The 19,781-nt window shown below is 65.7% G+C and carries 13 protein-coding genes, 1 tRNA gene and 1 riboswitch; of the genes, 5 read left to right on the top strand and 9 right to left on the bottom strand.

What is annotated here, in order from left to right; translation table 11 throughout:
- Window position 1: 1 nt before the first annotated feature.
- Window positions 2-2,680 (bottom strand): alanine--tRNA ligase, encoded by a 2,679-nt coding sequence (alaS, locus tag BLQ71_RS05180; RefSeq protein WP_074620939.1) that lies wholly within the window; start codon window positions 2,678-2,680, stop codon window positions 2-4.
- A gap of 142 nt (window positions 2,681-2,822) precedes the next feature.
- On the bottom strand, window positions 2,823-3,890 hold the full coding sequence (gene recA / locus BLQ71_RS05175) for a recombinase RecA (RefSeq protein WP_043145166.1): 1,068 nt from the start codon (window positions 3,888-3,890) through the stop codon (window positions 2,823-2,825).
- Between the two features lie 170 nt (window positions 3,891-4,060).
- Here recA and BLQ71_RS05170 point away from each other — a divergent pair, with 170 nt between their 5' ends.
- The gene (locus BLQ71_RS05170; protein ID WP_074620938.1) at window positions 4,061-4,651 is read left to right on the top strand and encodes a gamma-glutamyl kinase; all 591 of its coding nucleotides are present in this window, start codon (window positions 4,061-4,063) and stop codon (window positions 4,649-4,651) included.
- A gap of 10 nt (window positions 4,652-4,661) precedes the next feature.
- On the opposite strand, the gene BLQ71_RS05165 is transcribed toward BLQ71_RS05170, so the two are convergent.
- The 5 genes from BLQ71_RS05165 to BLQ71_RS05145 all read right to left on the bottom strand — a co-directional run bounded on the left by BLQ71_RS05165 (window position 4,662) and on the right by BLQ71_RS05145 (window position 12,433).
- Complete coding sequence (locus BLQ71_RS05165) at window positions 4,662-6,914, bottom strand: ATP-binding protein (protein WP_082024736.1); 2,253 nt, start codon at window positions 6,912-6,914, stop codon at window positions 4,662-4,664.
- A gap of 142 nt (window positions 6,915-7,056) precedes the next feature.
- Complete coding sequence (locus BLQ71_RS05160) at window positions 7,057-8,217, bottom strand: RsmB/NOP family class I SAM-dependent RNA methyltransferase (protein ID WP_074620937.1); 1,161 nt, start codon at window positions 8,215-8,217, stop codon at window positions 7,057-7,059.
- Window positions 8,218-8,372: 155 nt separating this feature from the next.
- Window positions 8,373-9,821 (bottom strand): IMP dehydrogenase, encoded by a 1,449-nt coding sequence (gene guaB, locus BLQ71_RS05155; RefSeq protein WP_043145171.1) that lies wholly within the window; start codon window positions 9,819-9,821, stop codon window positions 8,373-8,375.
- Window positions 9,822-9,904: 83 nt separating this feature from the next.
- Window positions 9,905-10,600, bottom strand: coding sequence for a 5,6-dimethylbenzimidazole synthase (gene bluB, locus BLQ71_RS05150; protein WP_074620936.1), 696 nt, complete (start codon window positions 10,598-10,600; stop codon window positions 9,905-9,907).
- Window positions 10,601-10,644: 44 nt separating this feature from the next.
- A riboswitch (cobalamin riboswitch) is annotated at window positions 10,645-10,823 on the bottom strand.
- 101 nt (window positions 10,824-10,924) lie between these two features.
- Complete coding sequence (locus BLQ71_RS05145) at window positions 10,925-12,433, bottom strand: hypothetical protein (RefSeq protein WP_133066115.1); 1,509 nt, start codon at window positions 12,431-12,433, stop codon at window positions 10,925-10,927.
- A gap of 172 nt (window positions 12,434-12,605) precedes the next feature.
- On the opposite strand from BLQ71_RS05145, the gene BLQ71_RS05140 reads away from it, so the two are divergent.
- The 3 genes from BLQ71_RS05140 (at window position 12,606) to BLQ71_RS05130 (ending at window position 17,014) form a co-directional block, all read left to right on the top strand.
- On the top strand, window positions 12,606-13,562 hold the full coding sequence (locus BLQ71_RS05140) for an agmatinase (protein WP_074620934.1): 957 nt from the start codon (window positions 12,606-12,608) through the stop codon (window positions 13,560-13,562).
- A gap of 127 nt (window positions 13,563-13,689) precedes the next feature.
- Complete coding sequence (locus tag BLQ71_RS05135; protein WP_074620933.1) at window positions 13,690-14,838, top strand: CaiB/BaiF CoA transferase family protein; 1,149 nt, start codon at window positions 13,690-13,692, stop codon at window positions 14,836-14,838.
- Between the two features lie 136 nt (window positions 14,839-14,974).
- Entirely contained in the window at window positions 14,975-17,014 is a 2,040-nt protein-coding gene (locus tag BLQ71_RS05130) for an ASKHA domain-containing protein (protein ID WP_074620932.1), read from the top strand.
- 159 nt (window positions 17,015-17,173) lie between these two features.
- Here the strand turns inward: BLQ71_RS05130 and BLQ71_RS05125 are convergent, their stop codons facing one another.
- A complete protein-coding gene (locus BLQ71_RS05125; protein ID WP_074620931.1) occupies window positions 17,174-18,316 on the bottom strand; it encodes a fumarylacetoacetate hydrolase family protein in 1,143 nt (380 codons plus the stop codon).
- A 130-nt stretch (window positions 18,317-18,446) separates the two neighbouring features.
- On the opposite strand from BLQ71_RS05125, the gene BLQ71_RS05120 reads away from it, so the two are divergent.
- Window positions 18,447-18,520: transfer RNA gene (locus BLQ71_RS05120), tRNA-Gly, on the top strand.
- 21 nt (window positions 18,521-18,541) lie between these two features.
- Here the strand turns inward: BLQ71_RS05120 and BLQ71_RS05115 are convergent.
- A complete protein-coding gene (locus tag BLQ71_RS05115; RefSeq protein WP_074620930.1) occupies window positions 18,542-19,654 on the bottom strand; it encodes an acetoin utilization protein AcuC in 1,113 nt (370 codons plus the stop codon).
- Window positions 19,655-19,781: the final 127 nt, after the last annotated feature.

Here is a 19,781-nt window from a genome sequence, read left to right as displayed (position 1 = left end):
CTCAATTTCCTCCGATCACGGCTTCGGCGGCCTTGATGGCTGCCTCGGCGTTGTCTGCGCTGGCACCGCCGCCCTGGGCCATGTCGGGACGGCCACCGCCGCCCTTGCCTCCCAGTTCGGCCACCGCCGCCTTGACGATGTCAACCGCCGACAGCGTGCCTTTCAGGTCATCGGTGACACCAGCCGCCACCGCCGCCTTTCCGCCCGCATCGGCGATCAACAGCACGGCGCCGGATCCGATGCGCGATTTGTGTTCGTCGATCAGCGGCGGCAGGTCCTTGCCCGTCACCCCGCTCAGCACCTGAGCAACGAACTGGACACCGTTGATTTCACGCGCTTCCGAGCCCGCGCCCTGACCCGCACCACCGGCCATCGCCAGCTCGCGGCGCAGCTGCGCCACCTCGGACTCCAGCTTCTTGCGATCTTCCAGAAGGGCCTTCACCCGGCCCGGCACATCAACGGCGCTGGCCTTCAGAACGCCCGCCACCTCGGCCAGGCGGTGATCCTGCTGCGTGAGGTAGTCAAAGGCAGCCGCACCGGTCAGTGCCTCGATCCGCCGCACACCCGCGCTGGACGCGCTGTCACCCAGGGTCACGAAAAGGCCGATGTCACCGGTCTGGCGCACATGGGTGCCGCCGCAAAGCTCGATGGAATAGGTCTGCCCATCGGTGCCCTTGCCAGAACCCGCCTGCGTGCCCATCGAGACGACGCGCACTTCCTCGCCGTATTTCTCGCCGAACAGTGCCTGCGCGCCGATTTCACGCGCGTCATCCGGGGTCATGATGCGGGTGCTCACCGGCGCGTTCTGCCGGATAAAGGCGTTCACGTCGCGTTCGACCTTTTGCAGGTCCTCCAGGCTCAGCGCCTGTCCGTGGCTGAAGTCAAACCGCAGGCGCTCCGGCGCGTTCAGCGAGCCGCGTTGCGCGACATGATCGCCCAACCGTTCGCGCAGCGCCTCGTGTAGCAGGTGCGTGGCCGAGTGGTTGGCCCGGATCGCCGAGCGGCGCCCGTGATCCACCTCGAGCTGCAGTGCGTCGCCCTTGGCAAAAGTCCCGCGATCCACGGTGACGTGATGGGCATAGACCTTGCCTCCCGCCATCTTCTGCGTGTCGCTGACAGTGGCGCAGTCGTCCTCGTTCTCAAGCCGGCGCAGCCAGCCGGTATCGCCAACCTGGCCGCCCGCTTCACCATAGAAAGGTGTCTGGTTCAGGACGATCCAGCCGCTTTGCCCCTCGGTCAGGCCGTCAACCGCCTTGCCGTCCACCACCAGCGCCAGCACCTGGCCCTCGGCGGTTTCGGTGTCGTAGCCCAGGAAATCGGTGGCGCCGTGCGTGTCGGCGATGTCGAACCAGACGGTCGCATCCGCTGCCTCGCCCGACCCGCTCCAGGCCGCACGGGCGCGCGCCTTCTGTTCGGCCATCGCGGCGTCAAAGCCTTCGACGTCCACTTCGCGGTTCTTCTCACGCAGCGCGTCCTGCGTCAGGTCCAGCGGAAAACCGTAGGTGTCATAGAGCTTGAAGGCCGCGGCCCCGGGCAGCGGCGCGTCGCCGTCGAGCCCGGCAAGCTCATCGTCGAGCAGTTTCAGCCCGCGATCCAGCGTCGCCTTGAAGCGCGTTTCCTCGCTTTTCAGCGTTTCCTCAATCAGGGCCTGTGCGCGGGTCAGTTCCGGATAGGCCTGCCCCATCTGGCGCACCAGGGCCGGAACCAGCCGGTACATCAGCGGATCTTGCGCACCCAAAAGGTGCGCATGGCGCATGGCGCGGCGCATGATCCGGCGCAGCACGTAGCCGCGGCCGTCATTCGAGGGCATCACCCCATCCGCGATCAGGAAAGAGGTCGAGCGCAGATGGTCGGCGATCACCCGGTGATGCATCTTGCCCGGCCCGTCCGGGTCGGCGCTGGTCGCATCGGCGCTGGCCTCGATCAGGCTGCGCATCAGGTCGGTGTCATAGTTGTCGTGCTTGCCCTGCAACAGCGCACCGATCCGTTCCAGCCCCATGCCGGTGTCGATCGACTGCATGTCGAGCGCCTTCATCGAGCCGTCCTCGAACTGCTCGTTCTGCATGAAGACGACGTTCCAGATCTCGATGAAACGGTCCCCGTCTTCCTCGGGCGATCCCGGAGGGCCGCCCCAGATGTGGTCGCCGTGGTCGTAGAAGATCTCTGTGCAGGGGCCGCAAGGGCCGGTCGGTCCCATCTGCCAGAAGTTGTCCGATGTATCGATCCGGATGATCCGGTCCTCGGGAACGCCGACCTTCTTCCAGATCTCGAAAGCCTCGTCATCGGTATGATAGACGGTGGTCAGCAGTCGCTTGGGGTCGATGCCGAATTCCTTGGTCACCAACTCCCAGGCAAAGGGGATGGCCTCGGGCTTGAAATAGTCGCCGAAGGAGAAATTTCCCAGCATCTCGAAAAAGGTATGGTGACGCGCGGTATACCCGACGTTGTCGAGGTCATTGTGCTTACCGCCCGCACGCACGCATTTCTGCGAGGTGGTGGCGCGGTTGTAGTCGCGCTTTTCCACCCCGGTGAAGAGGTTCTTGAACTGCACCATGCCCGAGTTGACGAACATCAGCGTCGGGTCGTTGCGCGGCACCAGCGGGCTGGAGGCCACAACCTCATGTCCCTGCTTTTCGAAATAATTCAGAAAGGTCGAGCGGATGTCGTTCAGGCTTGCCATTGCGGGCCTCTTTGCGGGCGAGTGATCGGCGCAGATGTAGCGGCGCCATCCGCAAGTGTCCACAGTCGCCTGTCGCCGTTGCACCCGACACCAAAAGGGGCGCCCCGAAGAGCGCCCCTGGCCTATCCGTCCTGTCGCCGGATCAGTCCTCGGTCAGTTCCGGATCGCTCTCGGGCATATCGAAATCCAGACCGTGCGCGGCGCGGATCTTGTCCTCGATCTCCAGCGCGACGCGCGGGTTTTCCCGTAGGTAGGTCTTGGCGTTCTCGCGCCCCTGCCCGATCCTTTCGTCGCCGTAGCTGAACCACGACCCCGACTTGTCGACAACGCCGGCCTTGACGCCAAGATCCAGCAGTTCGCCCATCTTCGAGATGCCTTCGCCATACATGATGTCGAATTCGACCTGCTTGAACGGCGGTGCGACCTTGTTCTTGACCACCTTGACGCGGGTCTGGTTGCCCACGACCTCGTCACGATCCTTGATCGAGCCGATACGGCGGATGTCGAGCCGTACGGACGAGTAGAATTTCAGCGCGTTGCCGCCCGTGGTCGTTTCGGGCGACCCGAACATGACGCCGATCTTCATCCGGATCTGGTTGATGAAGATCACCATGCAGTTGGACCGGCTGATCGAGCCGGTCAGCTTGCGCATCGCCTGGCTCATCAGGCGGGCCTGCACGCCGACATTCGAGTCGCCCATGTCGCCTTCAAGTTCCGATTTCGGGGTCAGGGCGGCGACCGAGTCGACCACCACCATGCTGACCGCGCCCGAGCGCACCAGCGTATCGGTGATTTCCAGCGCCTGTTCGCCGGTGTCGGGCTGCGAGATCAGCAGCTCGTCCAGGTCGACGCCCAGCTTCTTGGCATATTGCGGGTCCAGAGCGTGTTCGGCGTCGACAAAGGCGCAGACGCCGCCTTTTTTCTGTTCCTCGGCCACGCAGTGCAGCGTCAGCGTCGTCTTGCCCGAACTTTCGGGGCCGTAGATCTCGATGATCCGGCCCTTGGGCAGCCCGCCGATTCCCAAGGCGATATCCAGCCCCAGCGAGCCGGTCGAGGTGGCCTCGATATCCTTGATCGGATTGTCGCCACCCAGTTTCATGATCGAGCCCTTGCCGAACTGTCGTTCGATCTGGGCGAGTGCGCTGTCCAGGGCCTTCTGTTTCTCGGCCTTACGCTTGTTGTCCATGCTCAGAAGATCTGCCGTTGCCATGCGTTTCGATCCTTATTCCATATGCCGGCGAGCGCGGCAATCGCTGCTTTCGTTCACCTCTTGTTCCCAAACCTATGGGATCAAACCGTGAACAATTCAAGTGAATTCTTTCTCTTTCCAGCTTGGCGCGTGAGGGTTAAGGCAAGGTTACCGAAACGGGAACAAATTGAATGCTCGTGTTCTGGAAAGCGCGCCTTGTCATGCTGGCGGTCCCAAAGACCGGCACCTCTGCCTATGCGCGGGCGCTGGCGCCCCTGGCGTCGATGGCGGTCTCGGACCCGCCCGAGTTGAAACATGCGCCGGTCTATCGATACAACCGTTTCTTCCGCCCGATGTTCGAGAAGGTCGGCGGCGAGATGGAGCTTCTGGCGGTGATCCGTGAACCGGTGGACTGGCTGGGATCCTGGTACAGGTACCGGCAGCGTGATTTCCTGAACGGCAAGCCGACCTCGACGCGGGGGCTCAGCTTTGACCAGTTCTGCGATGCTTATGCGCGGGGTGATCGCCCCCCCTTCGCCAATGTCGGCAGCCAGGCCAAGTTCGTCGAGCCGCGGCCCAACGGTGTCTCGGTCAACCACCTCTTCCGCTACGAGAACCAGGCCGGGTTGTTGGCCTTCCTAGAAGAGCGGCTGGGCACGAATATCGACCTTCCGCGCGAAAACGTCTCGCCCCGGCGCGACCTGTCTCTGTCTCCGGAGATTGACGCCAAGTTGCGGCGCAAGTGTGCCGCGGATTTCGAAACGTGGGAAAGCGCGACCTAGGTCAGCTTCGTCAGTTGAGCTGCTGGTGCACCGTCTCGGTCAGGTCCGACAGCGAGAAGGGCTTGGGCAGGAAAACGGAGTTGGGGATCTCCTCGCTGCCTTCGCCAAAGGCGTCCTCGGCGTAACCCGAAACAAAGACCACCCGCGTATCCGGACGCCGTTCCCGCGCCTTGCGCACCCAGGTCGGCCCGTCCATCCCCGGCATCACGACGTCGGTGACGAAGATGTCCACGGCCAGTTCGTCGTCATCCAGCGTCTTGAGCGCATCCTCGGCGGTTTCCGCCTCGATCACCGTGTAGCCGCGCAGGCGTAGCGCGCGGGCCGCGAAGGCACGGACCGGGGCCTCGTCCTCGACCAGAAGAACAACGCCGGACCCTTGCTCGGGCAGCTTCCGCTCGGTCTTCTGCTCGATGGCCACGGCCTCTTGGCGGGGCGCCTCAAAAGCCGGGAACAGCAGAGTGAAGCAGGTGCCCTGCCCGACCACGCTGTCGACAAAGATGAAACCGCCGGTCTGCTTGACGATGCCATAGACAGTGGACAGACCAAGCCCCGTCCCCTCGCCCGTGCGCTTGGTGGTGAAGAAGGGCTCAAAGACCTTCTGCAACTTGTCCTGCGGGATGCCCATGCCCTCATCCGTCACCCGGACGGAAACATAAAGCCCGGGCGCCACCACCGCGCGGTCGCGGGTCATCGATTCCGTCAGTTCGCGGCGCTCCGTCTCGACCACGATCTCGCCCCCCTCGGGCATGGCGTCGCGGGCGTTGACCACCAGGTTCATCATCACCTGTTCCAGCTGTCGGCGGTCGCCGCGCACCGTCGGCAGGACGGGATCGTGTTTCAGCGTCAACCGCACCTTTTCGCCCACCAGCCGGTTCAGCAGATGCGCAAGATCGGAGAGCGTGTCGCGCAGGTCCATGACCTCGGGCTGCATGGTCTGCTTGCGCGAAAAGGCCAGAAGCTGCCCGACAAGCGCCGCCGCCCGGTTGGCGTTCTGGTTGATCTGGACCAGGTCGCCGTAATCCGGATCCCCCTGGTCATGGCGCAGCAACAACAGGTCGCAATGCCCCGAGATCGCCGTCAGAAGGTTGTTGAAGTCATGCGCGACACCGCCCGCAAGCTGGCCGATGGCCTGCATCTTCTGGCTCTGAACGAATTGCGCCTCGAGCGTCTTGAGCTCGGTCGCGTCGTTGAGAACGGCGATCAGCGCCGTCTCGCCATCCTCGATCACGCGGTTCAGCGTGACCTGTACAAAGACCTCGCGGTCGGCGCGCGTCAGGCGCAGGAACTCGGACCGGTGCAGGCCACGGCCATCGGCAGCCTCCTGCAGCCAGTCCTTGATCGCGCGGCCCAACCCCTCCATGTGCTCGGCGAGGTGACCGGGATCGCCCTGGCCGAGGTTCAGCAGGCGACGGGCCTCGGGGTTGGCCCGCAGGACACGCCCGTCCGGCGCGACCTTGAGCAGCGGCACCGGCAGGCCATCGAAACTGCCCATCAGGTCCTGGCGCCCCGAATCCTCGGCGATGGGGGACAGAACCAGTTCCTGCCGCCCGCCGCCAATGTCGGCACTATGGACCAGCACGCTTTGCCCGGCATGGGCACCCTTGAGACAATGTACCCCGTCGGGGCGCAATGGCAGGTCTGCAAAGATGTCATCCAGGCGCTTGACCCGCTGGCCGACCAGGTCACGCGCAACCGGGTTCATGTAGAGCACCGCGCCGTTGCGCCCCAGCGAGATTACCGCGAGATCGGCCCGTGTCCGCCCGCCCGCACGTTGCGATTCATTCTCCAGCCGCCACAACATCATGTCGGGCCGGAAGGCGCGGACGTAGATCCTGTACCCTTCGGAATGGCTGGTGACATCCTCGACCGCCGCGCCCTCGGTCAGCGCCTTCTGCTGCAACCGGTAGATGATCCCTTCGGAACTGGCAAAGACGTCGCGCAGCATGGTGGACAGCTGGATGATCCCGTCGCTGGCAAAGCGTTCGCGCGCGGTGCGGTTGCTTGTCAGGACCGCGCCTTCGGCATCGGTGAGGAAACAGAAGGCCGGTTCGGTCTCGATGAAATCCGCAAGCAGGGCCAGCCGCCGTTTTCGCCTCCCGCCGGAAACCCGGTCGACCAGCAGCCAAACCACCGCGAGACACCCGAACGCCCCTGTGGCCGCCAGCGCCACAACCTGGACCGAACGCACCGTGGCCACCTGGGAAATCAACAGCGAAAGCGTCGCCAATACAACCAGTGCAGCTGCACCGATGATGGGCGTCATGCCGTTCTGTCGTTTCTGCGCGATGTCGATCGCAGCTTCCACCTTGCCCCCCGGGATCACGATTCGCTTTCTGTCATAATGCCAGCCTAGACCGTTAAGGGGACGTTAACTGTCGTCCAGGCTCGCGTCAAAGTTGTGTCTTTCAGGTATCGGTCCGCCGAAGAACCGCGGCAAAGAACCCGTCTCCACCCGATTCAGGAAGGAATTGCCGCTGCACCTCGACCGCCCAGCCAGATCTGCGGTCCAGGAAGGCGCTGACTTGCGCGGCGTTTTCCTCGGCCAGCACCGAACAGGTCGCATAGGCCAGCACACCACCCTCGACGACGAAACCGGCCGCTTGATCAAGGATTTCGGACTGGATCGTGCAGAGGTCCGCAAGCCGCGCCTCCGTCAGGCGCCACTTGCCCTCGGGCGCCCGCCGCCAGGCCCCGCTGCCCGAACAGGGCACGTCACAAAGGACAAGGTCGAAATCCCCCTCGGGCGTGGCGGTGATGCGAACATCCGCGCCGGCCCGGGCCGCCCGCGCCGGCAGATCGACCATGCGTTTCGGCGCAGCATCGTGGGCCACGACCGGCCCGCCCCGCATCGGCGCCGCCATCGCCAGCGCCTTGCCGCCGCCCCCGGCGCAATAATCCAGCACCCGCATACCGGGTTCCAGCGGCAGCAGGTCGACCACCGCCTGGCTGGCGGCATCCTGCAGTTCGACAAGGCCGTCGAGATAGGTGCTGCTTCGCATGATCCCGCGGGCGCCCCCCGTCACCCGCAATGCAGTGGCCGAGAGGTCATGCGGTTCCGCCAGGACCCCATCCTCGGCCAGACGTGCGAGTGCCGTGTCAGGCGTCGCCCGTAACAGATTGACACGGAGAAAGACCTCGGCCCGGGAGCGGAGGGCCAGCGCTGTCGCCTCGGCCGCGGACCCGAGACTGTCCCGAAAACGGGCGGCCAGCCAGTCCGGCAAGTCCAGCGCCGCCGCCCCCTCCGGCGCCTGACCGGCAGCCTGTTCATCTGCACCAAGCGGGGCCGGTGCGTGGCCCAGCCCCGTAAAGATGGTGTCGGGATCTTCTTCCCTGAGACGGAGCAGCCCCAACAAGCGCGCCCGCCCGGTTTCGCCGCCGCCCAGGGCCGCGGTCGACCGCCAGCAGCGCAGCGCGTCGAAGACAAGGTCACGTACCGCCGCCCGGTCCTTTGACCCGGCATAGCGCGCGGCACGTCCCCAGCTGGTCAGGGCCTGTTCCGCCGCTTGCCCGGCGGCGATCCGGTCCAGCAATTCTATGGCGGCCTGAACTCGGGCGGCGGGGGTCATGGGCTGTTCTCCAACGGGGACAATCGACCCTGCCTAGCCCAGCGACACGGGTTTGACGAGACCCGTTCCCGGCGCGCCTTCCGCGCCGGGCCTCTACCCATTCGCGCCTCGAACTCTCCATTGGAGAGTTTGCCGGGCAAAGCCCGGCGCGGCGCTCACCCGATCCGGTAGTTCGGGCTTTCGCGGGTGATCTGCACGTCGTGGACGTGGCTTTCCTTCAGCCCCGCCCCGGTGATCTTCACGAAGGTGCAGTTGCGGCGCATCTCTTCGACCGTGGCACAGCCGGTATAGCCCATCGCCGCGCGCAACCCGCCGACCAGCTGGTGCAGCACCACGCCCGCCGGGCCCTTGTAGGGCACCTGCCCCTCGATCCCCTCGGGGACCAGCTTGTCGCTGGCGGCGTCCTTTTGGAAATAGCGGTCGGCAGAGCCGCGCGCCATCGCGCCCAGGCTGCCCATGCCGCGATAAGCCTTGAACGACCGGCCCTGGTAGAGGATCACCTCGCCCGGGCTTTCATCCGTTCCGGCGATCATGGAGCCGACCATCGCGCAGGAGGCGCCCGCCGCGATTGCCTTGGCGAAATCGCCCGAGAACTTGATGCCGCCATCGGCGATCACCGGCACGTCGCCTGCCGCCGCCGCGCATTCCATGATCGCGGTCAGCTGGGGCACGCCAACACCGGCCACCATCCGCGTCGTGCAGATCGACCCCGGTCCGATCCCCACCTTGACCGCATCCGCGCCCGCGTCGATCAGGGCGCGCGCGGCATCCGCCGTCGCGACGTTGCCCGCGATCACCTGCACCTCGTTCGACAACAGCTTGGCCCGCTCGACCGCCTCCAGAACGCCGGCGGAATGGCCATGCGCCGTGTCGACCACGATGATGTCGACCTGCGCATCCACCAGCGCCTGTGAGCGTTCATAGCCGGAATCGCCCACGCCGGTCGCCGCGGCGACCCGCAGGCGGCCAAGGCCGTCCTTGCAGGCGGTGGGGTTCAACACCGCCTTTTCCGTGTCCTTCAGGGTCAGAAGCCCGGTCAGCTTGCCGTCCTTGTCGGTCACCAGCAGCTTTTCGATCCGCCGCGCCTTCATCAGGTTGATGGCTTCCTCGCGGTCCGCCGGTTCGGTCAGGATCGCCAGGTTGTCACGGGTCATCATCGCGTGGACCGGCGTGCCGTCATTCTCGGCAAAGCGCATGTCGCGGTTGGTCACGATGCCGACGACGCGATGCGCCTCGTCGATCACCGGGAACCCGGTGAAGCCGTAGCGCTCGGTCAGCATCCGCGCGTCGCCCAGGGTCTGATCCGGGCGCAGGGTGACGGGGTTGTAGACGATGCCGCTCTCGAACCGCTTGACCCGCCGCACTTCGCGCGCCTGCTCCTCGATCCCGAGGTTCTTGTGGATCACCCCGATGCCGCCGGCCTGCGCCATCGTGATCGCCATCCGGCTTTCGGTGACGGTGTCCATCGCGGAACTCAGAAGGGGGATGTTCAACGCAATCGACTTGGTCACTTGCGTCCGTGTGTCTGCCGTCGACGGCAACACGCTCGAGGCCGCGGGAACAAGCAGGACGTCATCGAAGGTCAGGGCCTCGCGAATCTCCATTGGGGCACTCCTTGGGAGGGATCGGTTGGCGCGTCCCTATCGCACGGGCAGCGGGGAAAGGAAAGAGCGCGCGGCACCGCGTCTCACCCCCCTGCCCCATGCGTGCCCGGCCACCGGTCTTCCATGATCAAGTCATCCAGATCCAGACGACGGCGCCAGCCCCGCGCCTGCAGTTCCGGCTGGGCAAAGGATTCTTCGATATGACCGACGCAAAGATAGGCGACGACCTCGACATGGTCAGGCAAATCCAGCAGCGCCCGCAGGTCCTCTTGTCGAAAGATGCTGACCCAGCCGACGCCCAGTCCCTCGGCCCGCGCCGCCAGCCAGAGGTTCTGCACCGCGCAAACCGTGGAATACAGATCCATGTCGCGGTTGTGCGTGCGCCCCAGCACCACCTTGCCCCCGCGTGTCCGGTCACAGGTCACGGCGATGTTCAGTGGCGCCTTCAGGATGCCTTCGAGTTTCAGCGCGGCATATTGGCTGCGTTTCGCGCTATCGAACATGGCCTCGGCCTCGGCATTGGCCTGTTTGAAGGCGGCGTGAACCGCGCGCCGACGGGCCGGATCGCGGATCAGGAGAAAGTTCCAGGGCTGCATGAAGCCAACCGAAGGTGCCGCGTGGGCGGCCTCCAGCACGCGGCGCAGCATCGCAGGGCAGATCGGATCGGGCAGGAATTCGTTGCGCACGTCCCGGCGCGCGTTGATGACATCATAGAGCGCCTGACGCTCGCAGGCGGCAAACTTACGCGCTTTTTCGGGCGCAACTGGGGAATCGGGCATTCTTCGGCTCCGCAAAATGACAATGACCGCACGCTGTCCAAGGCGCCGGTCGATGCCGTCAGGCCGGTCTTCTGGCTTGGGGTCTGCCGGGGCGGACGCCTTCCCGGGGCTGCGCCCAGTGGCATCTGTCCGCTCCATCCCCCTTACAGCGGCGGGCCCGCGCCGGTCTTGCACCGGCTTCCCGATTCTCCCCTCACGGGGCACCTGACGGTCGCAGAATGCGACAGGCGGGCCGGCGGGGCAATCGCCGATTCTGTCCCCGGAACGCGAAACAGGCGCCCAAAGGGGCGCCTGCAACGATCCATGACAGTCATCAGGCCCCGATCACTCCGACGCCGCGTCGGCCTTTTTCTTTTCCGCCTTCTCGACCGCCTCGCCGATGGCCTGCACCGACCAGGCGAAATCCACGTCCAGCGCCGTGTCGAACACCCAGTAGTCGCGGGGGACATAGAAATTCGCGGCATAGCCCGTGCCACGTCCGCCCCAGGCCGCAAGGCCGTGGCAGGTCATGCAGTTGGTCTGGATCCCCATGTCGGTCGTCGTCGTGGTCCAGCCACCCGCGCCGTCCGGGATCTGCACCGTCTCGGTGATCCCGATGACCGGCGTGCCGAAACCGGCCTCCAGGTAGGGATTGAAGGCCGTCACCAGCGCGCCGACGTTTTTGCCGCCGACTAGCGGCTGGGCCGGCACCAGCATCGAATAGGCCGGCGCCATCGCGTAATGCGCCGCCTGTGTGGTCAACGTACCGGGCCGGGCCGATGCCACCGCTGCGCTGGAGGGCGTGTTGGGCCGGGCGGCATCCGCCTCCCACCAGAAGGTCTGCCATGTCCATTGCGTCGTCTCGCGAGAGGTGACATGCATGGCCACCAGCAGGGCGATAGAGGTCTCTCCGTCGGTCAGGTCGCTGCTGTCCCCCGTCGACTTGTTGACGAAGGCTGCATCCTCTTTTTTCAGGTCCACGGCGATAAAATCATCGACGGAATAGATGTTCCCCTCGGACGGGCTCTTGCAGTTCACGTCGACCCCGGTCGAGGTCGTCGGCCCCTCGAGGTCGAGATCGACATAGACGCATTGCTGCCAGAGCGTCTCTGGATAGCCGCCCTGCTTCATGTCAGGGGTCCAGTTGGCCAGGTCCGGCTCTCCGGGCCAGGCGGTGAAGGCGTACAGCCTGCGGGTCTGGCCATCCTCGCCGGTCCACTCGGTGATGCGATCATCGGTGATCAGCTTGTAGACCGGCTTGACGTTCACCGCCGCATCGGGAAAGCGCACCTTGTCCCCCTGTTCCAGCAGCCGGTCCAGCACCTCGGGCTTGCCCGTGCCGGTGTCCAGCAGGTATTGCGCCGAGGGCGGGCTGTAGGCCACGTTTTCCAACACATCTGTATTGACAATGATCCCCGCGGCATTTTTCACCGGCTCGGTCCCGTCCTTCTTTTCCTGCGCGGCGTTGGCCAGGAAACCGTCCACCAGCCCGTGCTTGAACATCTGGTTCGATTCGCCCAGCCGGAACTGATCTACAGGTGACTCGCCGGTGAAGACGTCGATCACATCCGCCTTGGTCAGCCAGGTCTGATAGGTCAGCCGGGCATAGGCGCCCTCCCCCTCGACAGGTTTCGTCAGTCCGGCCCAGATCCCCCAGGCGTGGGCATGGATCGCGTCACTGTTTTGCGGCTCCGCCCGGATCCAGGCGTCGATCTCGGCCTCGGGCGTCGGAAAGCGGACACCCGGCGCGGGTTCCGCAGGCATGTCGACGCCATAGTCCTGCGCCAGGGCCGTCAGCGGCAGCCCTGCCAGCGCCAAGGCCAACAACGACCGACTCTTGTTCAACAAGTTCATTTCAGTCCCTCCAGTGCAATCAAAGATTGTATCCACATTACGCAGGGTAAGGCATTGCAACGTGTACTCAAGAGGAACTTTTCAACCTTAACGATTATTCGACCCTCGACGCGCAATGCCCCTTGTTGCGCGCGCCCCTCCGACTAGGCTGGCGCCAATCAAGGAGAGCCTCATGAGTCACGGTTACGAATCCGGTCGGCTGAACCTTCCGTTCACCGGCATCTGCACCTTTGCCAGGGCCCCCTACCAGCCCGACTGGTCCAGCCTGCAGGCCGATGCGGCAATCCTTGGCGCCCCTTTCGACGCGGGCACACAATGGCGCGCCGGGGCACGGTTCGGCCCGCGCGGCGTGCGAGAGGCCTCGACCCTGTTCAGCTTCGGCCACGCGGGCGCCTATGACCACGAGGACGACGTGACCTACCTGGACGGTGTGCGGCTGGTCGACATGGGCGATGCCGACATCGTCCACACCGACACCGTAACCAGCCACGCCAATATCCGCCGCGGCGTCGAGGCCGCCCTGGCGGCGGGCGCCCTGCCCGTCACCATCGGCGGCGACCATTCGATCAATATCCCCTGCATCGAGGCCTACGAGGGACGCGCGCCCTTCCATGTCCTGCAGATCGACGCGCACCTGGATTTCGTCGACGAACGGCATGGCGTCACGCGGGGGCACGGCAATCCGATGCGGCGCGCGGCGGAAAAACCCTGGGTCACCGGGCTGACCCAGTTGGGTATCCGCAACGTCTCGTCCACTGCGCGCGAGGGCTACGAGGACGCCCGCACGCGTGGGTCCGACATCCTGTCGGTCCGGCAGGTGCGCAAATTGGGTCCCGAGGCCACCGCCGCCCGTCTGCCCGAAGGCGTGCCGATCTACATCACCATCGACATCGACGCCTTCTGCCCCTCGATCGCGCCGGGCACGGGCACCCCCAGCCACGGCGGATTCCTCTACTACGAGGTGATGGAAATCCTGCAACAGGCGGTCCGCACTCACCCTGTCGTCGGCATTGACCTTGTCGAGGTCGCCCCGGACTACGATCCGACCGGCAGCACCTCGATCCTGGCCGCGCAATTGCTGATGAACCTGCTGGGCTTCGTCTTTCACGCCGGGCTGCCACGACCCTAGGCTGAAATCCGCATCAAATCCGCCGCGCCCCCGCAAAGGATCGCGCAGCGCCGATCACAGGCCTTGCCGTCAACGCCTTGTCGCGCTTGTGTGGTGCAGAGCACCCGACCCAGAACAGGACCCGCCCATGACCGCCCCACTTGCCGGATACGTCATTCTTGACCTGACACATGTCCTTGCCGGCCCTTTCTGCACGATGACCCTGGCGGACATGGGGGCACAGGTGATCAAGGTCGAAACCCCGAAAGGCGGTGACGACACCCGTGCCTTTCCACCGTTCAAGGACGGGAAATCAGCTTATTTCGCCGCCATCAACCACGGCAAGAAAAGCATCGCACTCAACCTCAAGGCCGACGAGGACAGGCTGATCTTCGAACGCCTGCTGGCCCGGGCCGACGTCATCGTCGAGAATTTCCGCCCCGGGGTTATGGAACGTCTGGGCTATGGCTGGGACGATCTGCACGCCGCCTTTCCCCGGCTGGTCTATGGCGCGGTGTCGGGTTTCGGGCATACCGGCCCGGACGCACGGCGCCCGGCCTATGACATGGTGGTGCAGGCGCGCGGCGGCGTGATGTCGATCACCGGCGAAAAGGACCGCGACCCGGTGCGCGTGGGCGCCTCGATCGGGGACATCGTGGCGGGCATGTTCCTGTCGCAGGGCATCCTTGCCGCGCTGCTGGACCGCGACCGGTCCGGACTGGGGCGCAAGATCGACGTCGCCATGCTGGACAGCCAGCTGGCCATCCTGGAACACGCGGTGGCGCTGACCACGGTGACCGGCAAGGCGCCGGGACCCTCCGGCGCGCGGCATCCCTCGATCACGCCCTTCGAGACCTTCCACGCCTCGGACGGGCTGTTCGTGATCGCCGCCGGCAATGACCGCCTGTTCGAGAAACTCTGTATCGCACTGGATCTGCCGATCTCGGACGATCCGCGCTTTGCCACCAACCCGGCGCGCTGCGACAACGCCCGCCTGTTGAAGCGCCTGATCGAAGCGGTGACGCTGGAGAACACCCGCGCCTACTGGATCTCTCGGCTGACCGCGGCAGGCATCCCCACGGGGCCGATCCAGGACGTCGGACAGGTGTTGAAGGACCCTCAGATCCTGGCCCGGAACATGGTGGTGGACGTGCTCGACAAGAATGGGCGACAGGCCTACAAGGCCGCCGGAAACCCGATCAAGATGACCGACGCGCCGGACCCCAAGTCGCGCGCCCCGGCGCCCGATCTCGACGGCAACCGGGGCGAAATCCTGCGCTGGCTGGAACAGGGCTGACCCCCGACCCGCCGACATGTGCCGCACCGGGTCGCAGCCCGGCGCGCCGTGCCGTTTTCCGCCCTGATCCTGACGCCTTGCGTCTTTCCCTCGCCAGTGCAGCCGCTATGGTCCGCCCAACCCGGAGGTTCGCTTCATGACCAAAGATCCGCTTGTCGTCTTCACTCCGTCCGGAAAGCGCGGCCGCTTTCCCGTCGGCACCCCCGTCCTGACCGCCGCCCGCCAGCTGGGCGTCGACCTCGATTCCGTCTGCGGCGGACGCGGCATCTGTTCGAAATGCCAGATCACGCCGTCCTACGGCGATTTCCCGAAACACGGGGTGCATGTCGCCCAGGACGCCCTGTCCGAATGGAACAAGGTCGAGGAACGCTATGACCAGAAACGCGGGCTGAAACCCGGGCGCCGTCTTGGCTGCCAGGCCACGGTACAGCGCGACGTGGTGATCGACGTGCCCGCCGAAAGCCAGGTGCACCGCCAGGTGGTGCGCAAGGCCGCCACCGCCCGCGTGATCGAGATGGACCCGGCCACGCGGATCTTCTACGTCGAGGTCGAAGAACCCGACATGCACGAACCCACGGGCGACCTGGAACGCCTTGCCCGTGCGCTCAGGGCGCAATGGGACATCCCCGAGATCACGGCGGAATTCTCTCTTCTGGGTCAGTTGCAGCCGATCCTGCGCAAGGGCGACTGGAAGATCACCGTGGCCCTGCACAAGTCCTCGGCCGAGGCCACGCCGCGCCTGATCGCCGCCTGGCCCGGCCTGCACGAGGCCGGGATCTACGGCCTGGCCATCGACCTCGGCTCCACCACCATCGCGGCGCATCTGACCAACCTCGACACCGGCGAGGTCGTCGCCTCCTCCGGCATCATGAACCCGCAGATCCGCTTTGGCGAAGACCTGATGAGCCGGGTGTCCTACGCGATGATGAACCCCGGCGGCGATGCCGAGATGACCCGCGCCGTGCGCGAGGCCATCGACACGCTGGCGGTGGAGATCGCCAAGGAGGCCGGGATTGCGCCCTCGCTGATCCTGGAGACCGTGTTCGTCTGCAACCCGGTGATGCATCACCTGCTGCTGGGGATCGACCCTGTCGAACTGGGACAGGCGCCCTTTGCGCTCGCCACATCCAATTCCCTGACCCTGACGGCGCGCGACCTCGACCTGGCCTCGCTGCCCGCCTCGGCGCAGGTCTACGTCCTGCCCTGCATCGCGGGCCATGTCGGCGCCGATGCCGCCGCCGTCGCCCTGTCAGAGGAACCGGGCAAATCCGAAGACCTGGTCCTGGTCGTGGACGTCGGCACCAACGCCGAGATCCTGCTTGGCGACAAGACCCGCGTGCTGGCCTGTTCCTCGCCCACCGGCCCCGCCTTCGAGGGCGCGCAGATCAGTTCCGGGCAGCGTGCAGCCCCCGGTGCCATCGAGGCCATCCGCATCGACCCCGAAACCAAGGAGCCCCGTTTCCGCGTCATCGGCTGTGACAAGTGGTCGAACGAAGAGGGCTTCTGGGAGGAAACTGCCGCGACCGGAATCACCGGCATCTGCGGATCGGGCATCATCGAGGCGGTGGCGGAACTACGCACTGCCGGCCTGCTCGACCCCTCGGGCCTGATCGGCGGGCCAGCCCAGACCGGTACGGATCGCTGTTTCCCCGAGGGCCGAACCCACAGCTACCTGATCCATGACGCCACCGCCGAGGGCGGGCCGCGCATCACCGTCACCCAGGGCGACATTCGCGCCATCCAGCTGGCCAAATCCGCGCTTTATGCCGGCGCGCGCCTGTTGATGGACACGCGCGGCGTCGACAAGGTGGACCGCGTGGTGCTGGCGGGGGCCTTCGGCGCGCATATCTCGCCCCGACACGCGATGGTGCTGGGCATGATCCCGGATGTGCCGCTGGACAAGGTGACCAGCGCGGGCAATGCCGCCGGGACCGGCGCGCGCATCGCGCTGTGCAACCTTGCCGCCCGGCGCGAGATCGAGCGCGTGGTGCGCGAGATCACCAAGGTGGAAACCGCGATCGAGCCCAAGTTCCAGGAGCATTTCGTCAACGCCAACGCGATCCCGCACGCCACCGACGCCTTCCCGGAATTGCACAAGATCGTCACCCTCCCGCAGGTCAGCTTCAACACCGGCGGCGAGGACGGCGGCGGACGCCGCAGGCGGCGGCGCGGATAGGCACGACGGAGCGGAGCCTGCCCTGGCCCACACCGCGCGCGGCTCCCCCCTATGGGCATTCTTGGCCCAGGGAAACACGGAACGCCACGCTTCGTGCTTCTTCTTGGTCCAAATACCCTGGGGGTGAATGCGCCTTGGCGCAGAGGGGGCAAAGCCCCCTTACAACAGGCCGCGCCCCGCGAGGTTGCGCATCAGAGCCGAGGTACCAAAGGTCCAGGGCGCGCATTCGGTGGAAAGCCGCACGGTGTTCTGCAGGCTGCCCAGCTGCGGCTCGGAAATCTCGACCACGTCGCCCAGCTTGTGCGTAAACCCTTCGCCGGGAATGTCACGATCCTCGGTCGGGGCAAAGAGCGTGCCCAGCATCAGGAAAAACCCGTCCGGATACTGGTGATGCGCGCCGCAGGTCTGCGCCACCAGGTCCTCGGGATCGCGGCTGATCTCGGACATGCTGCTGCGTCCGTTCAGGACAAACCCGTCGGTGCCGGTCACGGTCAGCGTCAGTTCCGCCCGCCTCACGTCATTCAGCCCATAGCTGTCATCAAACAGCCGCAGCATCGGCCCCACGGCGCAGGAGGCGTTGTTGTCCTTGGCCTTGCCCAACAGCAGCGCGGACCGCCCCTCGACGTCCCGCAGGTTGACGTCATTGCCCAGCGTCGCGCCCCGGATACGGCCCTGCCCGTCGCAGGCCAGCACGATCTCGGGTTCGGGGTTGTTCCATGTCGATACGGGATGCAGCCCGACACTGGCGCCAAAGCCCACGGCGGACATGGGCTGGGCCTTGGAAAAGACCTCGGCATAGGGGCCGATCCCCACCTCCAGGTATTGCGACCAGACGCCATCGGCGATCAGCACCTCCTTGAGCTGCCCGGCCTTGTCCGATCCCGGTTCCACCGCGCGCAGGCTTTCGCCGAGGATGGCGGTACAGCGTTCGCGGATCGCCAGCGCCCGGGCCGGATCGCCCTTGGCCTGTTCCTCGATCACCCGTTCCAGCATCGACGAGACAAAGGTGACGCCGCAAGCCTTGACCGGTTGCAGATCACAGGGCGCCTGCAAGTATGGCCCCTGCGGATCTTCGGTGGATGCCTCCGCCAGCGCCTCGAGTGTGCCAAGGCTGTCGCCGGGCGCGTTCTGCGCAAAGCTCACCGGGTCGTCCAGGTCCAGCAGCGCCTGCATCGTGGGCACCTCGCGGCAGGTGATGTCCACCGCCTCGGCGCCGCGCCGCGCGATCAGCGCGGGGCCGTTGCGATCCGGCCGCCAGGCGCGGCCGACAAAGGTGCCTGTCTGGGGCAATGCAAGTGTCATGGTTCGGTCCTCCCGGGATCTTTGTTCTTGCCGAAGGGTCTAGAGGAAATGCCGCCCGCACGGAACCATCCCGAGTGTGATCGGTTTGATCTTGAACCGCCTCGGGTCCTGCGGTATCCAATCCGTCGCTGCGGGTGTAGTTCAATGGTAGAACGGCAGCTTCCCAAGCTGCATACGAGGGTTCGATTCCCTTCACCCGCTCCAATCCTCCTCATCGTGTACCTGTCACAGGGCCGGCGCCAGCCGCGCCTGCAATCGGGCCACGTCAGCCCTGACGTCGCCAGAGATCGCGCCCTCGCGCGGGCTGTCCAAAAGCGTCGTGAACAGCGCCTCCTCCGGCTGCCCCTTGCGGTGCCAGGCAAGCGCCCGCAGCACGGCCTCAGCCTCTTGCGGCAGGCGCTCCGGGACCTGCTTTCCGGCAATCTCGCCCCAGACCGCCGTCCAGCAACGCGCCACCGTCCAGGGATTGTAGCCGCCCCCGCCCGAGACGATCATCCGCGGCGCCAGCGGGCGCAGCGCCCGGACCGTCGTAACATGACTGCGATTGGACAGGCTCAGCCGCGCCAATGGGTCTTCGGCCAGAGCATCCGCCCCGCATTGCAGAAAGATCGCCTCGGGCCGGAATGCCTCGACCGCCGGCAGGATCATCTCCTCCAGCACCATCTTGAATTCCGTGTCGTTGAACCCGCGCGCCACCGGCAGGTTGAAGGCAGAACCGCCGACCCTGTCCTCCAGCGCGCCGGTAAAGGGCCAGCGCCGCGCTTCGTGGATCGAGATCATGCGCACCCGCTCGCTGCCCTCAAAGGCCAGTGCGACCCCGTCGCAATGATGCGCGTCGATGTCGACATAGGCCACCCGCTGCAGCCCCATGTCCAGCAAGCGGCGGATGGTCAGAACAGGCTCGTTCAGGAAACAGAAACCCGCCGCGGCATCGGGCAACCCGTGATGCTGTCCCCCGCCGGGGTTGTGCACGATCCCGCCATCACGGACCAGTTCCGCCGCCAGCAGCCCGCCGCCCACCGCCGTCGCGGGCCTGCGGAACATCTCGGGGAACACCGGGTTCGACAGGGTGCCCAGCCCATGACGTGCCCGCACCTCGTCACTGACCTGCTGCGCGGCCTCGGCGGCCTGCAACGCATTGATATAGGCGGGCGTGTGAAACCCTGTCAGCGCCACCGGCTTGGCGCGGGGCGAGGTGCGATAACGATTGTCCGGCACCCAGCCAAGCGCCCGCGCCAGATCGGTCACTGCCGGCACCCGCTGGATCGACAGCGGATGACGTGGGCCATAGACCGAGCCGCGGTAGATGCGCGAACCTATGAAGACGGGGCTGGACATGTGGGCAGAGTTAGAGCCTTCTGTCGCCAAAGGAAATCCGGTCCGCATTGAACCTTTCCCGGGACCAGCCTATTCAAACCGACATGTCACAAGTGCCTTCTTTCCGCCTGGTCTGGCAGACAGCCCT

It is taken from the genome of Antarctobacter albus (assembly GCF_900101505.1).
Lineage (GTDB): Bacteria > Pseudomonadota > Alphaproteobacteria > Rhodobacterales > Rhodobacteraceae > Antarctobacter > Antarctobacter albus.
Note: the sequence above shows the minus strand (reverse complement) of the source record. Positions and strands in the feature narration are given on the sequence as shown.